The 15,444-nt window shown below is 49.7% G+C and carries 17 protein-coding genes and 2 pseudogenes; 3 read left to right on the forward strand and 16 right to left on the reverse strand.

Going from position 1 to position 15,444, the window contains the following annotated elements:
* Positions 1-842: 842 nt before the first annotated feature.
* The 16 genes and pseudogenes from DXD65_RS20220 to DXD65_RS20295 form a co-directional block, all read right to left on the reverse strand.
* Entirely contained in the window at positions 843-1,562 is a 720-nt protein-coding gene (locus DXD65_RS20220; RefSeq protein ID WP_117543722.1) for a hypothetical protein, read from the reverse strand.
* Positions 1,563-1,566: 4 nt separating this feature from the next.
* Positions 1,567-2,487: a relaxase/mobilization nuclease domain-containing protein gene (locus DXD65_RS20225; protein WP_117678390.1), complete on the reverse strand. Its 921-nt coding sequence runs from the start codon at positions 2,485-2,487 to the stop codon at positions 1,567-1,569.
* Complete coding sequence (locus DXD65_RS20230) at positions 2,453-2,836, reverse strand: MobC family plasmid mobilization relaxosome protein (RefSeq protein ID WP_004315361.1); 384 nt, start codon at positions 2,834-2,836, stop codon at positions 2,453-2,455. Before DXD65_RS20230 ends, DXD65_RS20225 begins: the two co-directional genes overlap by 35 nt.
* A gap of 145 nt (positions 2,837-2,981) precedes the next feature.
* Positions 2,982-3,947: a toprim domain-containing protein gene (locus DXD65_RS20235; RefSeq protein ID WP_007656447.1), complete on the reverse strand. Its 966-nt coding sequence runs from the start codon at positions 3,945-3,947 to the stop codon at positions 2,982-2,984.
* A 162-nt stretch (positions 3,948-4,109) separates the two neighbouring features.
* Positions 4,110-5,183, reverse strand: coding sequence for an AAA family ATPase (locus DXD65_RS20240; protein WP_007656440.1), 1,074 nt, complete (start codon positions 5,181-5,183; stop codon positions 4,110-4,112).
* The gene (locus tag DXD65_RS20245) at positions 5,173-5,526 is read right to left on the reverse strand and encodes a helix-turn-helix domain-containing protein (RefSeq protein ID WP_005856071.1); all 354 of its coding nucleotides are present in this window, start codon (positions 5,524-5,526) and stop codon (positions 5,173-5,175) included. Before DXD65_RS20245 ends, DXD65_RS20240 begins: the two co-directional genes overlap by 11 nt.
* 252 nt (positions 5,527-5,778) lie before the next feature.
* Positions 5,779-6,183, reverse strand: coding sequence for a MerR family transcriptional regulator (locus DXD65_RS20250; RefSeq protein ID WP_102408426.1), 405 nt, complete (start codon positions 6,181-6,183; stop codon positions 5,779-5,781).
* Between the two features lie 3 nt (positions 6,184-6,186).
* Positions 6,187-7,416, reverse strand: coding sequence for a site-specific integrase (locus DXD65_RS20255; protein ID WP_117678389.1), 1,230 nt, complete (start codon positions 7,414-7,416; stop codon positions 6,187-6,189).
* 176 nt (positions 7,417-7,592) lie between these two features.
* A pseudogene (locus tag DXD65_RS20260) lies at positions 7,593-8,909 on the reverse strand (TraG family conjugative transposon ATPase); the annotation flags it as partial.
* Positions 8,906-9,238, reverse strand: coding sequence for a DUF4133 domain-containing protein (locus DXD65_RS20265; RefSeq protein ID WP_008764731.1), 333 nt, complete (start codon positions 9,236-9,238; stop codon positions 8,906-8,908). The gene DXD65_RS20265 and the pseudogene DXD65_RS20260, both read right to left, overlap by 4 nt.
* Positions 9,239-9,248: 10 nt before the next feature.
* Positions 9,249-9,566: a DUF4134 domain-containing protein gene (locus DXD65_RS20270; protein WP_002560983.1), complete on the reverse strand. Its 318-nt coding sequence runs from the start codon at positions 9,564-9,566 to the stop codon at positions 9,249-9,251.
* A gap of 201 nt (positions 9,567-9,767) precedes the next feature.
* Positions 9,768-10,496: a hypothetical protein gene (locus tag DXD65_RS20275; RefSeq protein ID WP_008764732.1), complete on the reverse strand. Its 729-nt coding sequence runs from the start codon at positions 10,494-10,496 to the stop codon at positions 9,768-9,770.
* A gap of 16 nt (positions 10,497-10,512) precedes the next feature.
* Positions 10,513-10,866, reverse strand: a complete 354-nt coding sequence (locus DXD65_RS20280) for a DUF3408 domain-containing protein (RefSeq protein WP_025880727.1) — start codon at positions 10,864-10,866, stop codon at positions 10,513-10,515.
* Between the two features lie 2 nt (positions 10,867-10,868).
* Positions 10,869-11,309, reverse strand: coding sequence for a DUF3408 domain-containing protein (locus DXD65_RS20285; protein WP_002560986.1), 441 nt, complete (start codon positions 11,307-11,309; stop codon positions 10,869-10,871).
* A gap of 2 nt (positions 11,310-11,311) precedes the next feature.
* A complete protein-coding gene (locus tag DXD65_RS20290; protein ID WP_002560987.1) occupies positions 11,312-12,073 on the reverse strand; it encodes a ParA family protein in 762 nt (253 codons plus the stop codon).
* A gap of 36 nt (positions 12,074-12,109) precedes the next feature.
* Positions 12,110-12,361 carry a hypothetical protein gene (locus DXD65_RS20295; protein WP_032529375.1) on the reverse strand — a complete coding sequence of 84 codons (252 nt, stop codon included), beginning with the start codon at positions 12,359-12,361 and terminating at the stop codon, positions 12,110-12,112.
* Positions 12,362-12,782: 421 nt separating this feature from the next.
* Between DXD65_RS20295 and mobA the strand changes: the two genes are divergently transcribed.
* The 3 genes and pseudogenes from mobA to DXD65_RS20315 all read left to right on the forward strand — a co-directional run.
* Positions 12,783-13,211 carry a conjugal transfer protein MobA gene (gene mobA / locus DXD65_RS20305; RefSeq protein ID WP_002560988.1) on the forward strand — a complete coding sequence of 143 codons (429 nt, stop codon included), beginning with the start codon at positions 12,783-12,785 and terminating at the stop codon, positions 13,209-13,211.
* Positions 13,190-14,437 (forward strand): conjugal transfer protein MobB, encoded by a 1,248-nt coding sequence (gene mobB, locus DXD65_RS20310; RefSeq protein ID WP_002560989.1) that lies wholly within the window; start codon positions 13,190-13,192, stop codon positions 14,435-14,437. Before mobA ends, mobB begins: the two co-directional genes overlap by 22 nt.
* 30 nt (positions 14,438-14,467) lie before the next feature.
* A pseudogene (locus DXD65_RS20315) lies at positions 14,468-15,391 on the forward strand (YWFCY domain-containing protein); the annotation flags it as partial.
* Positions 15,392-15,444 lie beyond the last annotated feature (53 nt).

Raw genomic sequence — 15,444 nt, forward strand, 5'->3', positions numbered from 1 at the left:
TCCAGATAAAGAGAAAGTAGCTACAATTGAATTAGAGAAAATAGATTAAACTGAATCATAGGAACATTAAGTTGCATAAATGTATGCTACAACAAAACAAAGAGAACCGTGAGATTCGCAAATTGAGCAAAGAAAGGATGAAAGAACATATAAATACCTTGTAAACAAAGGGAAAATGCAGATTCATCTAATATTCCTTTATGTGCTATTATCGGGCTGGTCTATGTGCTGAAATACAAGGAAAAGAGATTCACCTTGTTCTCTTACATAGGATTGGTTATTGGGATAGGATGAGCAATTTATATGCTACTGATAATAAGGTCAATGTAAATCAAAGTAATATGAAACTGAAATATATATTGAATGCTATAATATTTGTTTTGGCATTATCTTTTTTGTCTATGTGTATATTTAAGACTACAGAGTTAAGTTTGAAATGTATGCAATTTGCTGTATCTATCTCCTGTATAGGAGCAATGTTTTCTACAAAAAGATATAGATACATATTTGCATCTATTGCTTTAATCATTATAGGAATATCTTTTTTACTTTAGATGTCCATAATAACGATAATGATTTGATTGTTGCTAATGTCTTCATAATAGCATCTGTCAAGTATATTTACTTCAGCAAACGCCCCCGTAGGTGCAGTTCCTATTCACAATTAAATCATTGCCTAATCATCATCCAAACAATTCAGCGGATTGGGGATTTTGGGCTTTTCAAATTAGACTATCCGCAAATATAGAAAAAGTGCAATACACCACGAAGATGCACTGCACTTTTCTCCATATATTGGGTGGGCTTTAACATTTACAGTTTGTATCCCTTGTTTTCCCGGTTTATGGCTTGCCCAGTCGGTTGGCTTCCTTTTTCAACCGCTCGGCTTGTTCATTGAGCAGCCTTGCACGCTCCAACGCTTCCGCCTGCTTCCTACTGCGGTATTCAAAATCCGTCACCGAATCAGTCAAGTTTTGGATGAAAACGTTATCCCGTTCCCTACTGAAATTCGTTTCCAGCAAATCAAGGCAGTCCCCGTCCGCTTCCCCTTTCATCAGAATGTAGCGGTATTTCATATCGTTGTCCTGCAACTGCTGCATCCGTCCAGCCAAATGGATATTCAGGAACAAGGAAACGAAACAGATAACCAGCCCTGCCAAAAAGAGAAGCAGTTTCGGACGCAACAAACCGCTTATCCGCTGGGACAGCGATGCTGGTTCGGTTTCCGCTTTTTCAGTTGTGCGTTCCTTATGGTAAGAATCCAACGCATCCAGCATTTCTTTCAGACAACGGTAGGTAGCCGTTACAAATTTTCTCACTTCTCCTATGGATTGCTGCTGCTCCTGTTCCGTATTCTTTATGTCGGCAAGTTGGCTTTGGATAGCCTGCAATTCCTTTTCGGGAACAGCCGGATTATTGTGCAGTTCCGACAATGCCTGTTCGATTGCGTTCAGCCTTTCGATAGTTTCTTCCCGACTGGCTGGCGTTACCTGTGCTTCCTGCTTCTCTTTCAATTCCGTAACCATTGAGAGAAGCCCCTCTAAAATCAAATTTTCCTCCATGTATTTACAATTTAAGTTGTTTTTTCTTTTTCTTCTTCTTTCTCAAATTAAAATTAGGTTCTTCATCCACTGGGGGAGAAGAAGCGGAAAACAGACCGAGCGAACCAGTTATCAACGGACTGTCAGCCTTGCCCGGTACAGGTGCTTGTTCCCGAACGGGCGCGAAAGTTGTTTGCCGTTGGCTTCCGGCAACATTCATTCCTGCATACCCGAAACATTTGTCCAGTTTGGAAAAACTGAAACTCCGGTCTATCTCCGAACCCTTGAACGTGTATTCACCTTTGGAAAAGGATATGCCCTGTATCTCGTCGGTCTGTCCCTTTCGTTTGAACCGGACGGTAATACCCTTTTCTGCTAACCGCTCCTGTAACTGCTGCCAGTTACGGGATTTGCCGATTTCGTTCTTCACAGCCGTGTAAATCTCGTATTTCGACTTGTCCGGCTCTTTCAGTCGGTGCTGCTTTACCTGTTCTTTTCCACCAGCGAAATAAAGCCCGTGTTTGGCTTTCAGCTTCTTGCATACCTGTTCGTTACGGTACATATCGTTCCTGTCCGAAATGGTCTTGCCGTTATTGTCTATGCGGTTGAACACGATATGCACGTGCGGATGTTCCCGGTCTTGATGACGCACGATGATATACTGCGTATTGGTGATTTTCATTTCACGCATATACTCCTGCGCAAGCTGTACCATCTTCCCGTCTGTCAATTTGGGCGCATCCACTGTCGAATAACTTAACGCAATATGTCCGACAGGCTTCTTCAAATCGGGATTCATCCCGGTCTGCATACAGAAGCTGCGGATTATATCACCCCGGCTTTCAGTCAGAACCCCGTCCGCATGAAGCAAAACCGCCTGCTCCTTGCCGAGCACATAGTTCACACAGCCCTTAAAACCGCTTCCCTTTTTTATTTTTCCAATCATCCGACAAATGGTTTATGATTCCAATAATCCTGTTTTTGAGCTTCACCAGTTCCACCGCCACCAGTGCGAAACCTCCGGCATTCGCCCGGTGCGCCAACTGGTTGATGTTGTTGGCTTCCCCTGCCAGTTTGCGGATGGTGTCCGCATCCTGCCTGTTCAGCCGGGGTATGACCTCTGCCGAAACAACCGCCTGCCTTACATACTCACTGACACGCAACCCGGCTTCCCCGGCTCGCTTCCTGATGGCGTAATACTGCAACTCGGTCAGTTTCGTACTGACAACCCGTTGCTGCTTCTCTATCCGTTTCTTTGCCGGACGTCCCCCCGGCTTGTCCTTTATACTCGTCATGGTTTTTTACGTTTGAATGGTGTCTTAAAAATTGCGACCAACGGGAGAAATTTTCTTTGCGGTGAGCAAAGCAAGGTAGTTTCGGTTTACCGAAACATAACCTTGCTCTCCAAATAAACCGCCAGCCGTTGATAGTCCTGCCGGATTAAATGCCCCTGCCTCTCTTTTGTCTTGGGGCGGCACGTTGTCCGGTTTCCTGCTTCGTTTCCTGCACTTGGCTGGCTTCGTTTTTCTGTTCCTGCTTCCTGCCGCACAGGTAATCGTTCAAGTCCGAATATCCCCTGTAATTGTGTGAGAAGTCACGTACACGGTAGGAGTATTCCAACTCGATATCCCGTGTCGCTTCATATCCAGCCTTGTCATTGTCAAGCATACAGTGGATGCGTTCATACAGGGACATCACGTCAAGGGCTTTCGACACATTGGCGGTAGAGTTAAGAATGACATAATCCTGCCTGTCAAGGTCGGGCATGGTCGGACAGTTCCTCATGCGGAGCGTAAGGAAAGAGAGGTAGTCCATGAAACCCTCGAACACCAGACATTTCTCTCTCGGCTCTCCCTGCTGCCGTATATGGGTGATGTCTTTCGGGGCGATGCAGCCTTTGAAAAAAGAGTTGCGCACCTCATAACCTCCTGTCATGTTCGGGAAACCGATAGCGAAGAACGGTCTGCCGTTATTGGTAAAATGGAGTTCCTTACATTCTCTTTTTGCCAGTTCGATATTGATACCCCGTCCCTGCAAGTAACGGAGCAATGCCGGATGGGTAAGGTCACGGACTTCCAAATGCTGGAAACTCGGTTCTTTCCTACGCTGGGGAAAAGAAAAACTGACCGGACGGATGTGCGGTGTCTGTTCCGCTATCCGGTTTAAAAGGTATGGCAAGCTGTCTGAACAATAGAGTTCCTTTGCCAGTGCGATGAGGTTGCCGCCCTTGCCTGCGCCAAAGTCATACCAAAGGTTGCGGTCAGTGTTCACCTTGAAAGACGGTTCGTGTTCCTCCCTTAACGGTGATTTGTACCATAAACCGTTACCCTGCTGTTTGACAGGAGAGTAACCTAAACTGTGCAGATAGTCTGCGATGGGTATTTGTTTCACATCTTCGATGTTCATAACATTTTCTTTTTGGGGATAAAAAAATAGTTGAAAAGTGCACCAGTCCTGTTTAGTCCGTTATATATACACCCGTACCATACTAAACCTGCCTGTTCCGATACTGGGAAATAGTAAGTCCGTTCCTCTTGTATATACACCCGGACTAAACCAAACTGACTTTTAATAATGGAAATCGGGATTATAGCGGTAGCCCTTGCCCTCTTTCACAATCATGCGCTTGTTCACAAGAAACTTGTTAAGCGACACAAGAACATTGCGTCCACGCTCGTAACCGATACTCGCATAACCCTGTTTCAATGCCGCTATGACATTGGAATAGCCTTGTACCACCTGCTTGCCGAAACCGTTCTCCAACGCTTCCCGGTGTTGCTGTTCAGTCAGTTCCGTAAGCGAAAAGTTCCTGTCCTGCTTAGGTTGTTGGAATACATAATCATCCACGATTTCGGGTAAAGCGTTGTCATTGATACGGAATGCGAACGGGTCAAATTCCCGGTCACGTATGTGCATCGCCTTTACCTCGCTTATGTTGCCGTCCTGCTGGCTTTTCGTGATTTGCAGGACGGTTTCAGCCTTGTTGTTCAGTTCCGTACCGATATGCCCCCTTGTGTTGTCATCCCCCTTGTTCAAATGCAGCACGGTGTGGATATGCAGGTTATACCCACTTGACCAGCGCATCAAAAGGTTGATTAGGTCGGTTGATTCGCTGGGGCTGTTGATGTCGTACATCAAGTCACGGATTCCGTCAATGATGAGCAACCCCACATCGGGCATATTTTCAAGCATATAGCCGATAATCTGTTTCCGCTTGTCGGGGGTCTGCTCTCTTAGCACGATGAAAACAAAATCGTCCCTGTCCTTGTCGGTAGGCAGTCCGGCAAGTCGCAAAATACGCTCCATGACCTTATGGCAATGGTATTTGCTCTGCTCGGTATCTACATAGAGGATTTTCCGTTTGTTCGGTGGCAGGTATGCCGAATACTTCAGTACCTCGTCATTCTTCAACGCTGCCGCAACAATGGCGGAAATATTGAATGTCTTTTTGCTCTTGGCTTTGCCTGTGGATGCGCTGAAATTACCCAGCGTGCCAATGGTAGAGCCGTTCACCCAGAGTATTTCGGGCGGCACTTCGTAAGTGTCCGTCACCTTTAAATGAATGGTTTTCCAAAGGGCTGCGAAATCCTCTTTCTGCATGGTAACACCCTGCCCGGCTTCTTCTTTCCTCTTATTTTCCATAGTTACGGATTTTCCGGTTTGCGCTCTTGGCGATGGCGAGTGCCGCCTCGTCCTTGTCGTTCACCCTTTTTGCAAGGTTTTCCGCCCACGTGAGAAGCTCTTTCCGTGAGAAAAGCAATTTGTTCCCGTATTTGCGGAACGGCACTTCCTTTTTTGCGGTCAGCTTGTAGAGCCGTGCCTTTGAAATCAGAAAACCGTGTCGTTCCAGCACCTCTACCGCCACATCGGGCGTGAGGTTGTCGGGTTCGTTCCTCGGCTGGGTGAATCCTGCCAATGACTGGGAAACGGTTTCGCTCACGATAGCCCGGAGTTCTTCGGGCGTTGTCAGAATAATGTTCGTCATATTTTCTTCCTTTTTTAGTTATTACTTGGCTACCGTCATAGCCGTTGCAACCGGTTGATGCCGCAAAGGAAGAATAAAAGAAACCGATTATTCAATTACTAATCACTTGACACAGACCGGACAACTTGGGACAATGCAGGACATCCGGCAAGATTGGAGCGGGATAAAAAAAGGGACAAACGATGTATTGGTGATTTTGTCCTTCCAACACACCGTTTGTCCTATGTATGTTAAGTGATTATGCGAATGCCGCTATTTCACATCCTTTAACCTTTCAAGTTGGGAAACGACTTCTTTTATTACGAAATATTTGTTTCCCGACAGCCCTATGTCCGAACGGGATATGAAACCGAGTTCCTCCCACCGGGCTACGGTCTGCCTGCTCACGCCCGCCATTTTCGCCAATGTCTTTTGGTCTATCAGTTCCCTGCCCTCGAATACGGGGTACTTGTATTTACGGGTGGCATGGCTGAACCTTATTTTCTCTATCGCCTTGTCCACGTCTTTAACAGTAGGGGGAATATATGATTTCACTTGCAGTACGGCTTCTTCTATTTCGTAGCCTGCGTATTCGGGATTCTGCGCCAGTTCCCCGTAAATGGCACTGAAACATTCAAGGTGTCTAATCTTCACCGTCTTGGTTTTCTTGTTCGGCATGGCTCAATCGAATTTGGTTAATAACTGCGCATTCCTTATCCGCTCCTCCTGCTCGAAACTGGCGAGGTAGTTCTCCGTGATGGCAAGGCTTGAATGCCCCAAACTCTCGGATATGTAAGCGATGTTCGTTCCGCTGCGTTTTAAGACAGTCGCATAGGAATGCCGGGCGGAATAGGTCGTGAAACGTGGGACACCGACAGCTTGGGCTATTTTAGCCAAAGCGATGTTGCAACGGTGCGTTACCCGTCTGACAATATTGGAAATGACAAATTCGTCCTCCGTTTCTCTGGCGTACTTGAACAGGAAAGTATCGGGTTTCCCATCGTCAGGGTTTCCCCACCGTTTTATAATATCCCGCATTTCGGGAGTGAGTACCGCCCTTATTTCCCGTATATGGTTGGACGTGTGCGATGTCTTGGAGCGTACAAAGCAGATTTCACCGTCCACGATGTTCCCATACCGCAAGAAAAGCATATCCCTGAAATTGATACCGTTGCACAGGTAGGAGAAAAACCAAAAATCCCGGTACTTCTCAACGGTCTTGCTGCCCTTGTATGTCACGACTTTTTTTATCTGTTCCATCGTCAAGGCTAACTTTCGGCTGTTGCCGCTCGGAATCTCGTACTTCCCCCTGCCGAACGGGTATTGGGCTTCTCTTAAAATCCCGTTGCGTCTTGCGTCATTCACCACGCATTTAAGGGCTTTCATATAGAAATTTATGGTGGTGACGGTCTTGCCCTCGTTCCGCAGGAACTTGTCAAGGCGTGACAGCCAGTCCGCAGAAACCGCAGAGAACGGCACGCTGCCGCCTGCGAACCGTTCTATGCTTTTCAACGTGCTGCGGTAGTTATAATAGGAATTTACCTGCCCGTTGAGTTTGAATGCGTCTATTTTCCCCTGTATGGCTGTGTTAAGGGTTGTACCCGTACACCTGCCCAACCTCATGCTGAGCGCATCGAAACAGAAGTCCCCACGTTCCGCAAGGGCTTCCACTTGGCTTTTTATGATGGAGAAACTGTTTTCCACGCTTGCCCGTATCTCAATCAGTCTGCGGCTCTTGCTTTCGGCAAGGATTTCCCAGTCCTCTTTGGACAATTCCTTTCCGGTGGAATAATATTTCTGCTTGCGGTTGTGTATCACTTGTATCTTGACAGGGAACAGACCGCTTTTCTTCGCCCTACGTGCATCCAGTACCGATAGTACGGATATGCCATCTTTTGAATACTTGAACATAGGCTGCCTTGTTTATTGTTATACGTCTATTTTGTACATACGATTTGCATACAAAAATAGAGATTATCGGAAAAAACAGCAAATCAAAAGCCAAATCATTTTCCTAATAATCTCTAAATATCAGTTATTTATATACAAACTCAAACAATATAAAAATGGTAAAAATATAGGGTATTATTACGGTTGGTCGTGATACCCCGCTTCATGGGCAGGTCGGAGATGTCAAGGTGCAGCGGTTTTCCCGTGAGCCTGTCCACCATCTTGATGCCGAAGGGCGAGAGCGAGTTGCGGTAGTTGGTTTCCTCTGTGAACAGGCACACCGCCTGTTCGATGAAGGTGTGGAAACTCTCTTCCGCCGGGAAGTCCGCCGCATTGCCGGGTATCGCCGCCCAGTAGAGTGTCGGGCAGTCGATGGTGTTGTGGCGCGGCACGCATTCCATGCTTGCCAACTGGCTGCCCACGTCGTTCTTGATATGCTTCAGTTCCTCCGCATCGTCGCTCCACGCCATGACGTTGAAGTGTGCCCGTACCGAGGTCAGTCCGTAGGAATGGGCTTCGTTCAGGTATTGGTCTATCCACTCGCGGTTGATGCTGTTGCTCCTTGAATAGCGAGATAGCGACTGCATGTTACGGGCGGACTTCTCGAACTTATGCAAGGTTTCCTCACTGTTGTCTATCAGCACATACTGGTTGTAGATATGGTTGCAGGAGAGCAGAAGCCCCACCGGGGAGGCGAATGACAGTCGGCAGTCACTCCGGTCGGTGGAGAGCTTCTCGTAACGGGTGTCGGTAGCCACCTTGCCCGGCAGGTCTTCCGCGTCGGAGAGGGTGTGCAGACACAGGCGGTTGTCGCCGATGCGCATCTCCCTTGCCGAAAGCTCGATGTCCTGCAAGGTGGTGTCACCTTCCGACATGAGCGAGAAGTAGCGTTCAATAAGTCCCGTATTTCCCTCAGTACCCACAATCTCATCGGTGGAGAGGCGGCGCAGCCTGACAAGCCCGCTGTCGTTCATGATGCGCTCGAACTGTTCGCAGGCTTCCAAGAACTTGGTCGTGGTTTCCCTGTCCAGCTCCTTCGGGATGATATGTCCCCGGCACAGCGTGCTGAAATTGCTCTGCATCCGGTTACGCTCCTTTGTTGTCTTGGTCAGGTAGAGGTAGCAGGTGTGTTTCAGGTACGGACGCTCGTTGAAGTGACGCTCGAAAGAGCGGCTTAAAAAGCTCATGTCGTCCTTCTGAAGCTCCGGTTTGTAGCGTTCCTTGATGAACCAGTCCTGTTTGTGGACGACGGAGTAGTCCGGCAGCACCTTGATAGCCTTGCACCAGCAACTGTGTATCGCCTCGTACTCCGCACCCGTCACGGTGTAAAGTTCCGGCAGTTCCACCTCGAAAGCCACCGTGATGTCGGCGTCCTTTGAGATGATGCAGCCATGCTCCACCGCTAAAAGTGGGAACCTGTTTTCCAGTGTTGTCATTTTCGATGTATTCCTCATTGTCTTTCTTCCTTTCGTTGTCGTTTGAACAGACGGGGTATCCGCCGCCGGTTGATAAGGTATCGGGGATGGCTCCGTGCCGCTCCTAATTTCATCAGCCCGTGTTCGCCGTACCGGGCGTTCAGCGCGAAGGTCTGCCATACAAGGAGGGAGGACGATGCCGCGCCGAAGCCGATACATATCCACTGGTCGATACCGACCATGTAGAGGATGACGAACAGGACGAAGAGAGCCAGCAGACCTCCGCAGAAGATGAAGAGGTACTGTGCCTTCAAGCCCTTGAACTCTACCGGACGGCCGATACCCTTGTTGATTGGGTATTCAGCCATACATTATTTATTAAAGGAAGAATGAGCGCAGGATGGTGGCGGCAACAATCAGGAAGATGCACGCGCCGAACCACGAGGCGGCTGTCTTGCTGGTGTCGGGGTCGCCCGATGAAAACTTGCCGTACACTTTTACGCCCCCGATAAGCCCGACGACTGCACCGATGGCGTATATCAGTTTAGTTCCGGGGTCGAAATAAGAACTCACCATAGAGGTGGCTTCGTTGATGCCCGCGATGCCGTTTCCCTGCGCGAAAGCGGAGGCGGTTGCGGCGATGACAAGTGCCGCGGAGAGGATTGCTTTTCTGTTTTTCAAGATGTTCTTGTTCATAAACTGTTCTTGTTTTTTGCCGTCAAAAGGGTGGATGGTCCTTTGTCGGGCGGTTGATACTTTGTTTCTTTACTTTGGTTTTAGTGGATGCCCGTTTGTTTCCACGGACGTGGGCGTGTCCGTTGCGGATAGGGATGCGCCTTGCGTTTCCTCGCCGCGTGGGTTGATGTCATTCTTTCATGTTCATTTCTTTTATTGTTGTCATACATAGTTGCGAATGTCGAACTCCTCGATGTTGTCCGGCACGACGAACTCCTTTTCAGGTTTCTTCAGCCGAATCTCGATAAGCCCCTTGATGCGGATGCCTATCTCCGAAGAGCCTTCCATCATTTTCTCGTACAACTCCGTGCCCTCCATGTCGGTGAACACCTTCGCCGCCTTTTCACGTTCCGCCTGTGTCGCGTCCGGGTTCTTGGCGGTCTTGCAGGCGTCGTCAATCTCGTCAAAGCTGCTGCCCGAAGCCCGTGGCGTGTCCGAGGCGTCCTCTTCCGGTTCGTCGTCCCCGTATCCCAGTTCCTCCGGCGGTATGCTCGTGAAGGTCTCATCGAGTTTTTCCTCCGGAACTTGTGCCGGGCGGGATGCGTTTCCCGTTTTTCCGTCGTCAAAAGTAGCCTCTTCCTCCGACAGCTCAATGCCTTTTTCCATAGTGGCGGCTTCTTGCGTCGGTATGGCAGCGGTTGTCCGGGTGGATGCCATCCTGAAACGGCTCTTGCCGATGATGTCCGCCTTTTCCGCAGGGACTTCCTCGTGTGCCGCTATGCGTTTAGCCTCATTCCCGTCCAGTGACCGCCATAATCCGACAATGCCCTTGAAGAAGCGGACAATCCGCGTGTCCATGATGCGCTCGTAAAGGAGCAGGAACAGGAACCAGAGGTTGCAGCCGACCGATACCGCCAGCAGAATGTCTGTCATGCTGATTGTGTAATTCATATCCTTCCGTTTTTGGTTAGAATACTGAATTATAATTTCGGGCATAAAGGCTCTTTATCGCATCCTCGCACTGGTTGAAGTGATGCGTCAGCACATGGTCGATGTAAGCGGACAGCATAAGCCGGTCATGCCCGATTACACGGGTGATACACATGATACGCTCGTGGTACTCCGGGCGCACATACGCCATCTTCCCCTCACGTGCCTTTACTTCCGAGTCACGGATGAACAGACGTTCATAGTCCTTCTCGCAGCATTTGCCGCTTACCGGGACAGGCGACAGGATTTCCACACTCGCCTGCACTTGGGCAAACATACCTCCGCAGTCTTGCTGTGGTCTTTTTTCATTCGGTGTCATTTCTTTTTCCATTTTCAAATCAGATCTTCACGTTGTTTCTTGTACAGTTCGTTGATTCTCTCCTTGTGCTGTTCCAGATGTTGGCGCAGCACGGTATCCACATAGCCGCCCACCGAGATTTCACCTCCGGCGATGTCGTTCACGATTCTGAGGATTTTGCCGTGGACATCGCGGCTGATATAGACACACTGGCGGGTCTTTATCTCGTTGCGGCGCAGGAACAGCTCGTTATAGTCCTCATCCTGCCTTTTCCGGCGGCCACTTTCCCTCTGCGCTTTTTCCCGTGTTACTGGTTGCACAGGAGGTGGTTCCGGTGCGGCGGTGTCCTCTTCGGTCGGTGCAGCTGCGGGTACTTCCTGTGCGGGGCGCAGTGTCCCGTCCTGTGTGCGCCGCCCGATGGAAGCTAACAGCAGTTCCTCGTCGATGCCTTCCGTGTTCACTTTCCTGCTGCCCATGCTCACTGCGGTCTGATGATGTCGCTTATCTCTTCGGAAAACTCCCGGATGCCACTCCCTTTCAGCAGTGCCGTGTCCATCGGGAAGATGGTGGAGCGGAAAACGCTCTTGCGCTCTTCCGAAAGGTCACGGCGGAACTTCTTGCTGTCGGGCAAGCGGGTGGAAAGTACCGGAAAGCCCATTTCGGCTATCACTTCCTCGTAGATGCCGTACAGGTCGTTCCTCTCCCTGCCGTCCACCATCGTCCAAAACAGATAAAGCCCCTTTGTTTTCGCCTGTCCGGTAGTCATCAGCCTGTCGCGGAACATTGTGACGAATTTCAGGGTACTCTCCACAACAAAGCGGTCGGCACTCAGCGGAGTGAAGATGTAGTCCATCTGCGAGAGCGTCTTTATCACGCCGTTACTACGGAGTGTGCCGGGCATGTCGAAGAACACCACGTCGGGTTTCACGTCCTCAGTGGCAATCATCCTCTCGGCATCGTCGAGGGCGTTCACCGCATTGCTCTTGACGATGGTGTAGGCGTTCTTTTTCATCCGGCGGAAATGGTCGCAAGCGAGAGCCTTGAAGTAGGTGCTGCTGTCGATAAGCCCCATTTCGTGTTCGCGCAGCCCGTGGATGCTGTGCTGCGGGTCGTCGCAGTCCACGACGGCGACATTGTAGCCTTTCACGTTGTGCAGGTAGCTGGCGGCAAGTGCCGTGACAGTGGATTTGCCGATGCCACCTTTCTGTGTTGCGAATGCAACGAAGATTTCCTTACTCATAGTTCCATTTATTTTAATTGTTGAAGATTTCTTTTTCTATTTATATGCGGATTTGGTTGCTACATTATCCGCTTCAGTGAACAGACACATGGGCGGGTCATCGCGTATCCGGTTCTGTGGTGAAGCGGTGCGGCGAACAAGTGATGAATGACGACACTGCGTCATGAAGTCATTGAATCTGTACTTCACCAGATTGTCGGATAACCGGGGTTCCGACGGTTCGGGTATCCGCTTCGGCAAGTATCCGCCGAAGCGATTGTCCGGGTATTTGAATGTTCCTTTTCTCATATTTTCAAATCGTTCGTTTCTTGAATCATGCTGCAAATAAACAAGTATATTTTGGAACCTGTATCACTTCTCCGGCAAGTGGCAGCACGTTGCGCCGGTTGGCAGTCATTGACCGGGTCAAGCATCTGTCCAATACAGCTTTAAGGGCGTAACTTTGCCCCCCGGACAGCAGGGTTCGCCGATGGTGCGCGGCCCGGAGTCCTGAAAGGTATCTTCCCATCCGTCCCCTGACGGATTTTTATGTTCACCTGAACATAGCAAGGTATGTTTTCAGCCGCTCAAAATATTTTGAGCATCCCGGAAAACGCCTTGCCCTTGCAGGGGGCGGGCTTTCCCTCCGAAGTCGGAAAGCCTTTCAGAACTGCGGTGCTGTGATCCGAAGCGGCGGCTTATGCCGTCAATCCGCTAAATCCAAAGTAATATGAAAGAGAAAAGGAAAAGCAAAGCAGGGAGAAATCCCAAACTTGATCCGGCGGTGTACCGTTACACCGTCCGTTTCAACGAGGAGGAACACAATCGTTTCCTCGCCATGTTCGGAAAATCGGGTGTCTATGCACGGTCGGTTTTCCTCAAAGCGCACTTCTTCGGACAGCCGTTCAAGGTGCTGAAGGTGGACAAGACGCTGGTGGACTATTACACCAAGCTATCGGATTTTCATGCGCAGTTCCGCGCCGTGGGTACGAATTACAACCAAGTCGTGAAGGAACTGAGGCTGCATTTTTCAGAGAAAAAGGCGATGGCGTTGCTCTACAAATTAGAGCAACACACCGTCGAACTCGTGAAACTGAGCCGCCGGATTGTGGAACTTTCAAGGGAAATGGAGGCGAAATGGTCGCAAAAATCAGTGTAGGAAACTCGTTGTACGGCGCGATTGCCTATAACGGGGAGAAGATTAACGAGGCGCAGGGGCGGTTGCTTACGACCAACCGCATCTACAATGACGGTTCGGGAAAGGTGGACATCAACAAGGCGATGGAGGGTTTTCTCACCTTCATGCCGCCACAGATGAAGGTGGAGAAGCCGGTGGTGCATATTTCGCTCAACCCACATCCGGAGGATGTGTTGACCGATGCGGAATTGCAGGATATAGCCCGCGAGTATCTGGAAAAACTCGGTTTCGGCAACCAGCCTTATCTTGTTTTCAAGCACGAGGACATCGACCGCCACCACCTGCACATCGTGACGGTGCGGGTGGACGATAACGGGAAATGTATCAGCGACAAGAACAACTACTATCGTAGCAAACAAATCACCCGTGAGCTGGAGAAGAAATACGGGCTGCACGGCGCGGAGCGCAGGAACCGCCGGCTTGACACGCCGCTAAGCAAGGTGGACGCATCGGCAGGTGATGTGAAGAAGCAGGTGGCTGGCACTGTGAAGGCTCTGAACGGGCAGTACCGTTTTCAGACGATGGGCGAATACCGTGCGCTCCTTTCCTTATATAATATGACGGTGGAGGAAGCGAGAGGCAACGTGCGCGGACGGGAGTATCACGGGCTGGTTTATTCCGTCACGGACGACAAGGGTAACAAGGTGGGCAACCCGTTCAAGTCCTCGCTTTTCGGGAAGTCCGCAGGTTATGAAGCCGTACAGAGAAAATTTATCCGTTCCAAATCAGAGATTAAGGACAGGAAGCTCGCCGACATGACGAAACGCACCGTTCTTTCCGTGCTGCAAGGCACTTATGACAAGGACAAATTTGTATCCCAACTCAAAGAGAAGGGCATCGACACCGTACTGCGCTACACGGATGAAGGGCGTATCTATGGAGCGACGTTTATCGACCACCGCACAGGATGTGTACTGAACGGCTCTCGCATGGGCAAGGAGCTTTCGGCGAATGCCTTGCAGGAACACTTCACCCTGCCATACGCCGGACAACCGCCGATACCGTTATCCATCCCTATGGATGCTGCGGACAAGGCATACGGACAGACCGCATACGACCGTGAAGACGTATCGGGCGGAATGGGCTTGCTCACTCCCGAAGGTCCGGCGGTAGATGCTGAGGAAAAGGCTTTCATCCGGGCGATGAAGCGCAAAAAGAAGAAAAAGCGCAAGGGCTTGGGTTTGTAATCGGAGTATCAACAATTAAAAAATCAATGTATGTCACAACAAGAAGACGATTTGAGGGCATTGGCGAAAATCATGGATTTTCTGCGTGCCGTGAGTATTATTTTAGTGGTTATGAACGTGTACTGGTTCTGTTACGAAGTCATCCGGCTGTGGGGCGTGAACATCGGTGTGGTGGACAGAATCCTTCTGAACTTCGACCGCACGGCGGGGCTGTTCCATTCCATACTGTACACAAAGCTGTTTGCCGTCCTGCTGCTTGCCCTGTCCTGTCTGGGTACAAAGGGGGTCAAGGGAGAGAAAATCACTTGGGGAAGAATATGGACGGCACTCGCCGCCGGGTCCGTGCTGTTTTTCCTAAACTGGTGGATACTGGCTCTGCCGCTTCCGATTGAGGCGGTGATGGGGCTGTATGTCCTTACCATCGGTACGGGCTATGTCTGCCTGTTGATGGGAGGTCTGTGGATGAGCCGTCTGTTGAAACACAATTTGATGGAGGATGTTTTCAACAACGAGAACGAGAGTTTCATGCAGGAAACAAGACTCATCGAAAGCGAGTATTCGGTCAATTTGCCGACACGCTTCTATTACAAAAAGCGTTGGAACAACGGTTGGATCAATGTGGTGAATCCCTTCCGTGCGTCCATCGTGTTGGGTACGCCGGGCAGCGGCAAGTCATACGCCGTGGTAAACAATTTTATCAAGCAACAGATTGAAAAGGGCTTCTTGATGTACGTGTATGACTTCAAATTCAGCGACTTGTCCACCATTGCCTACAATCATCTGCTGAACCACCCTGACGGCTACAAGGTGAAGCCGAAGTTCTATGTGATCAACTTCGACGACCCGCGACGCTCTCATCGGTGCAATCCCATTCACCCGGATTTTATGGAAGATATTACGGACGCCTACGAGAGTGCCTATACAATAATGCTCAACCTCAATAAAACGTGGGTGTGACCTGTAAAGTCGCGTAATTGATTGTTAAACAGTGATATTAGTTGCATGAT

Origin of the sequence: Bacteroides sp. 4_1_36 (genome assembly GCF_003466325.1) — a bacterium.
Classification (GTDB): Bacteria; Bacteroidota; Bacteroidia; order Bacteroidales; family Bacteroidaceae; genus Bacteroides; species Bacteroides uniformis.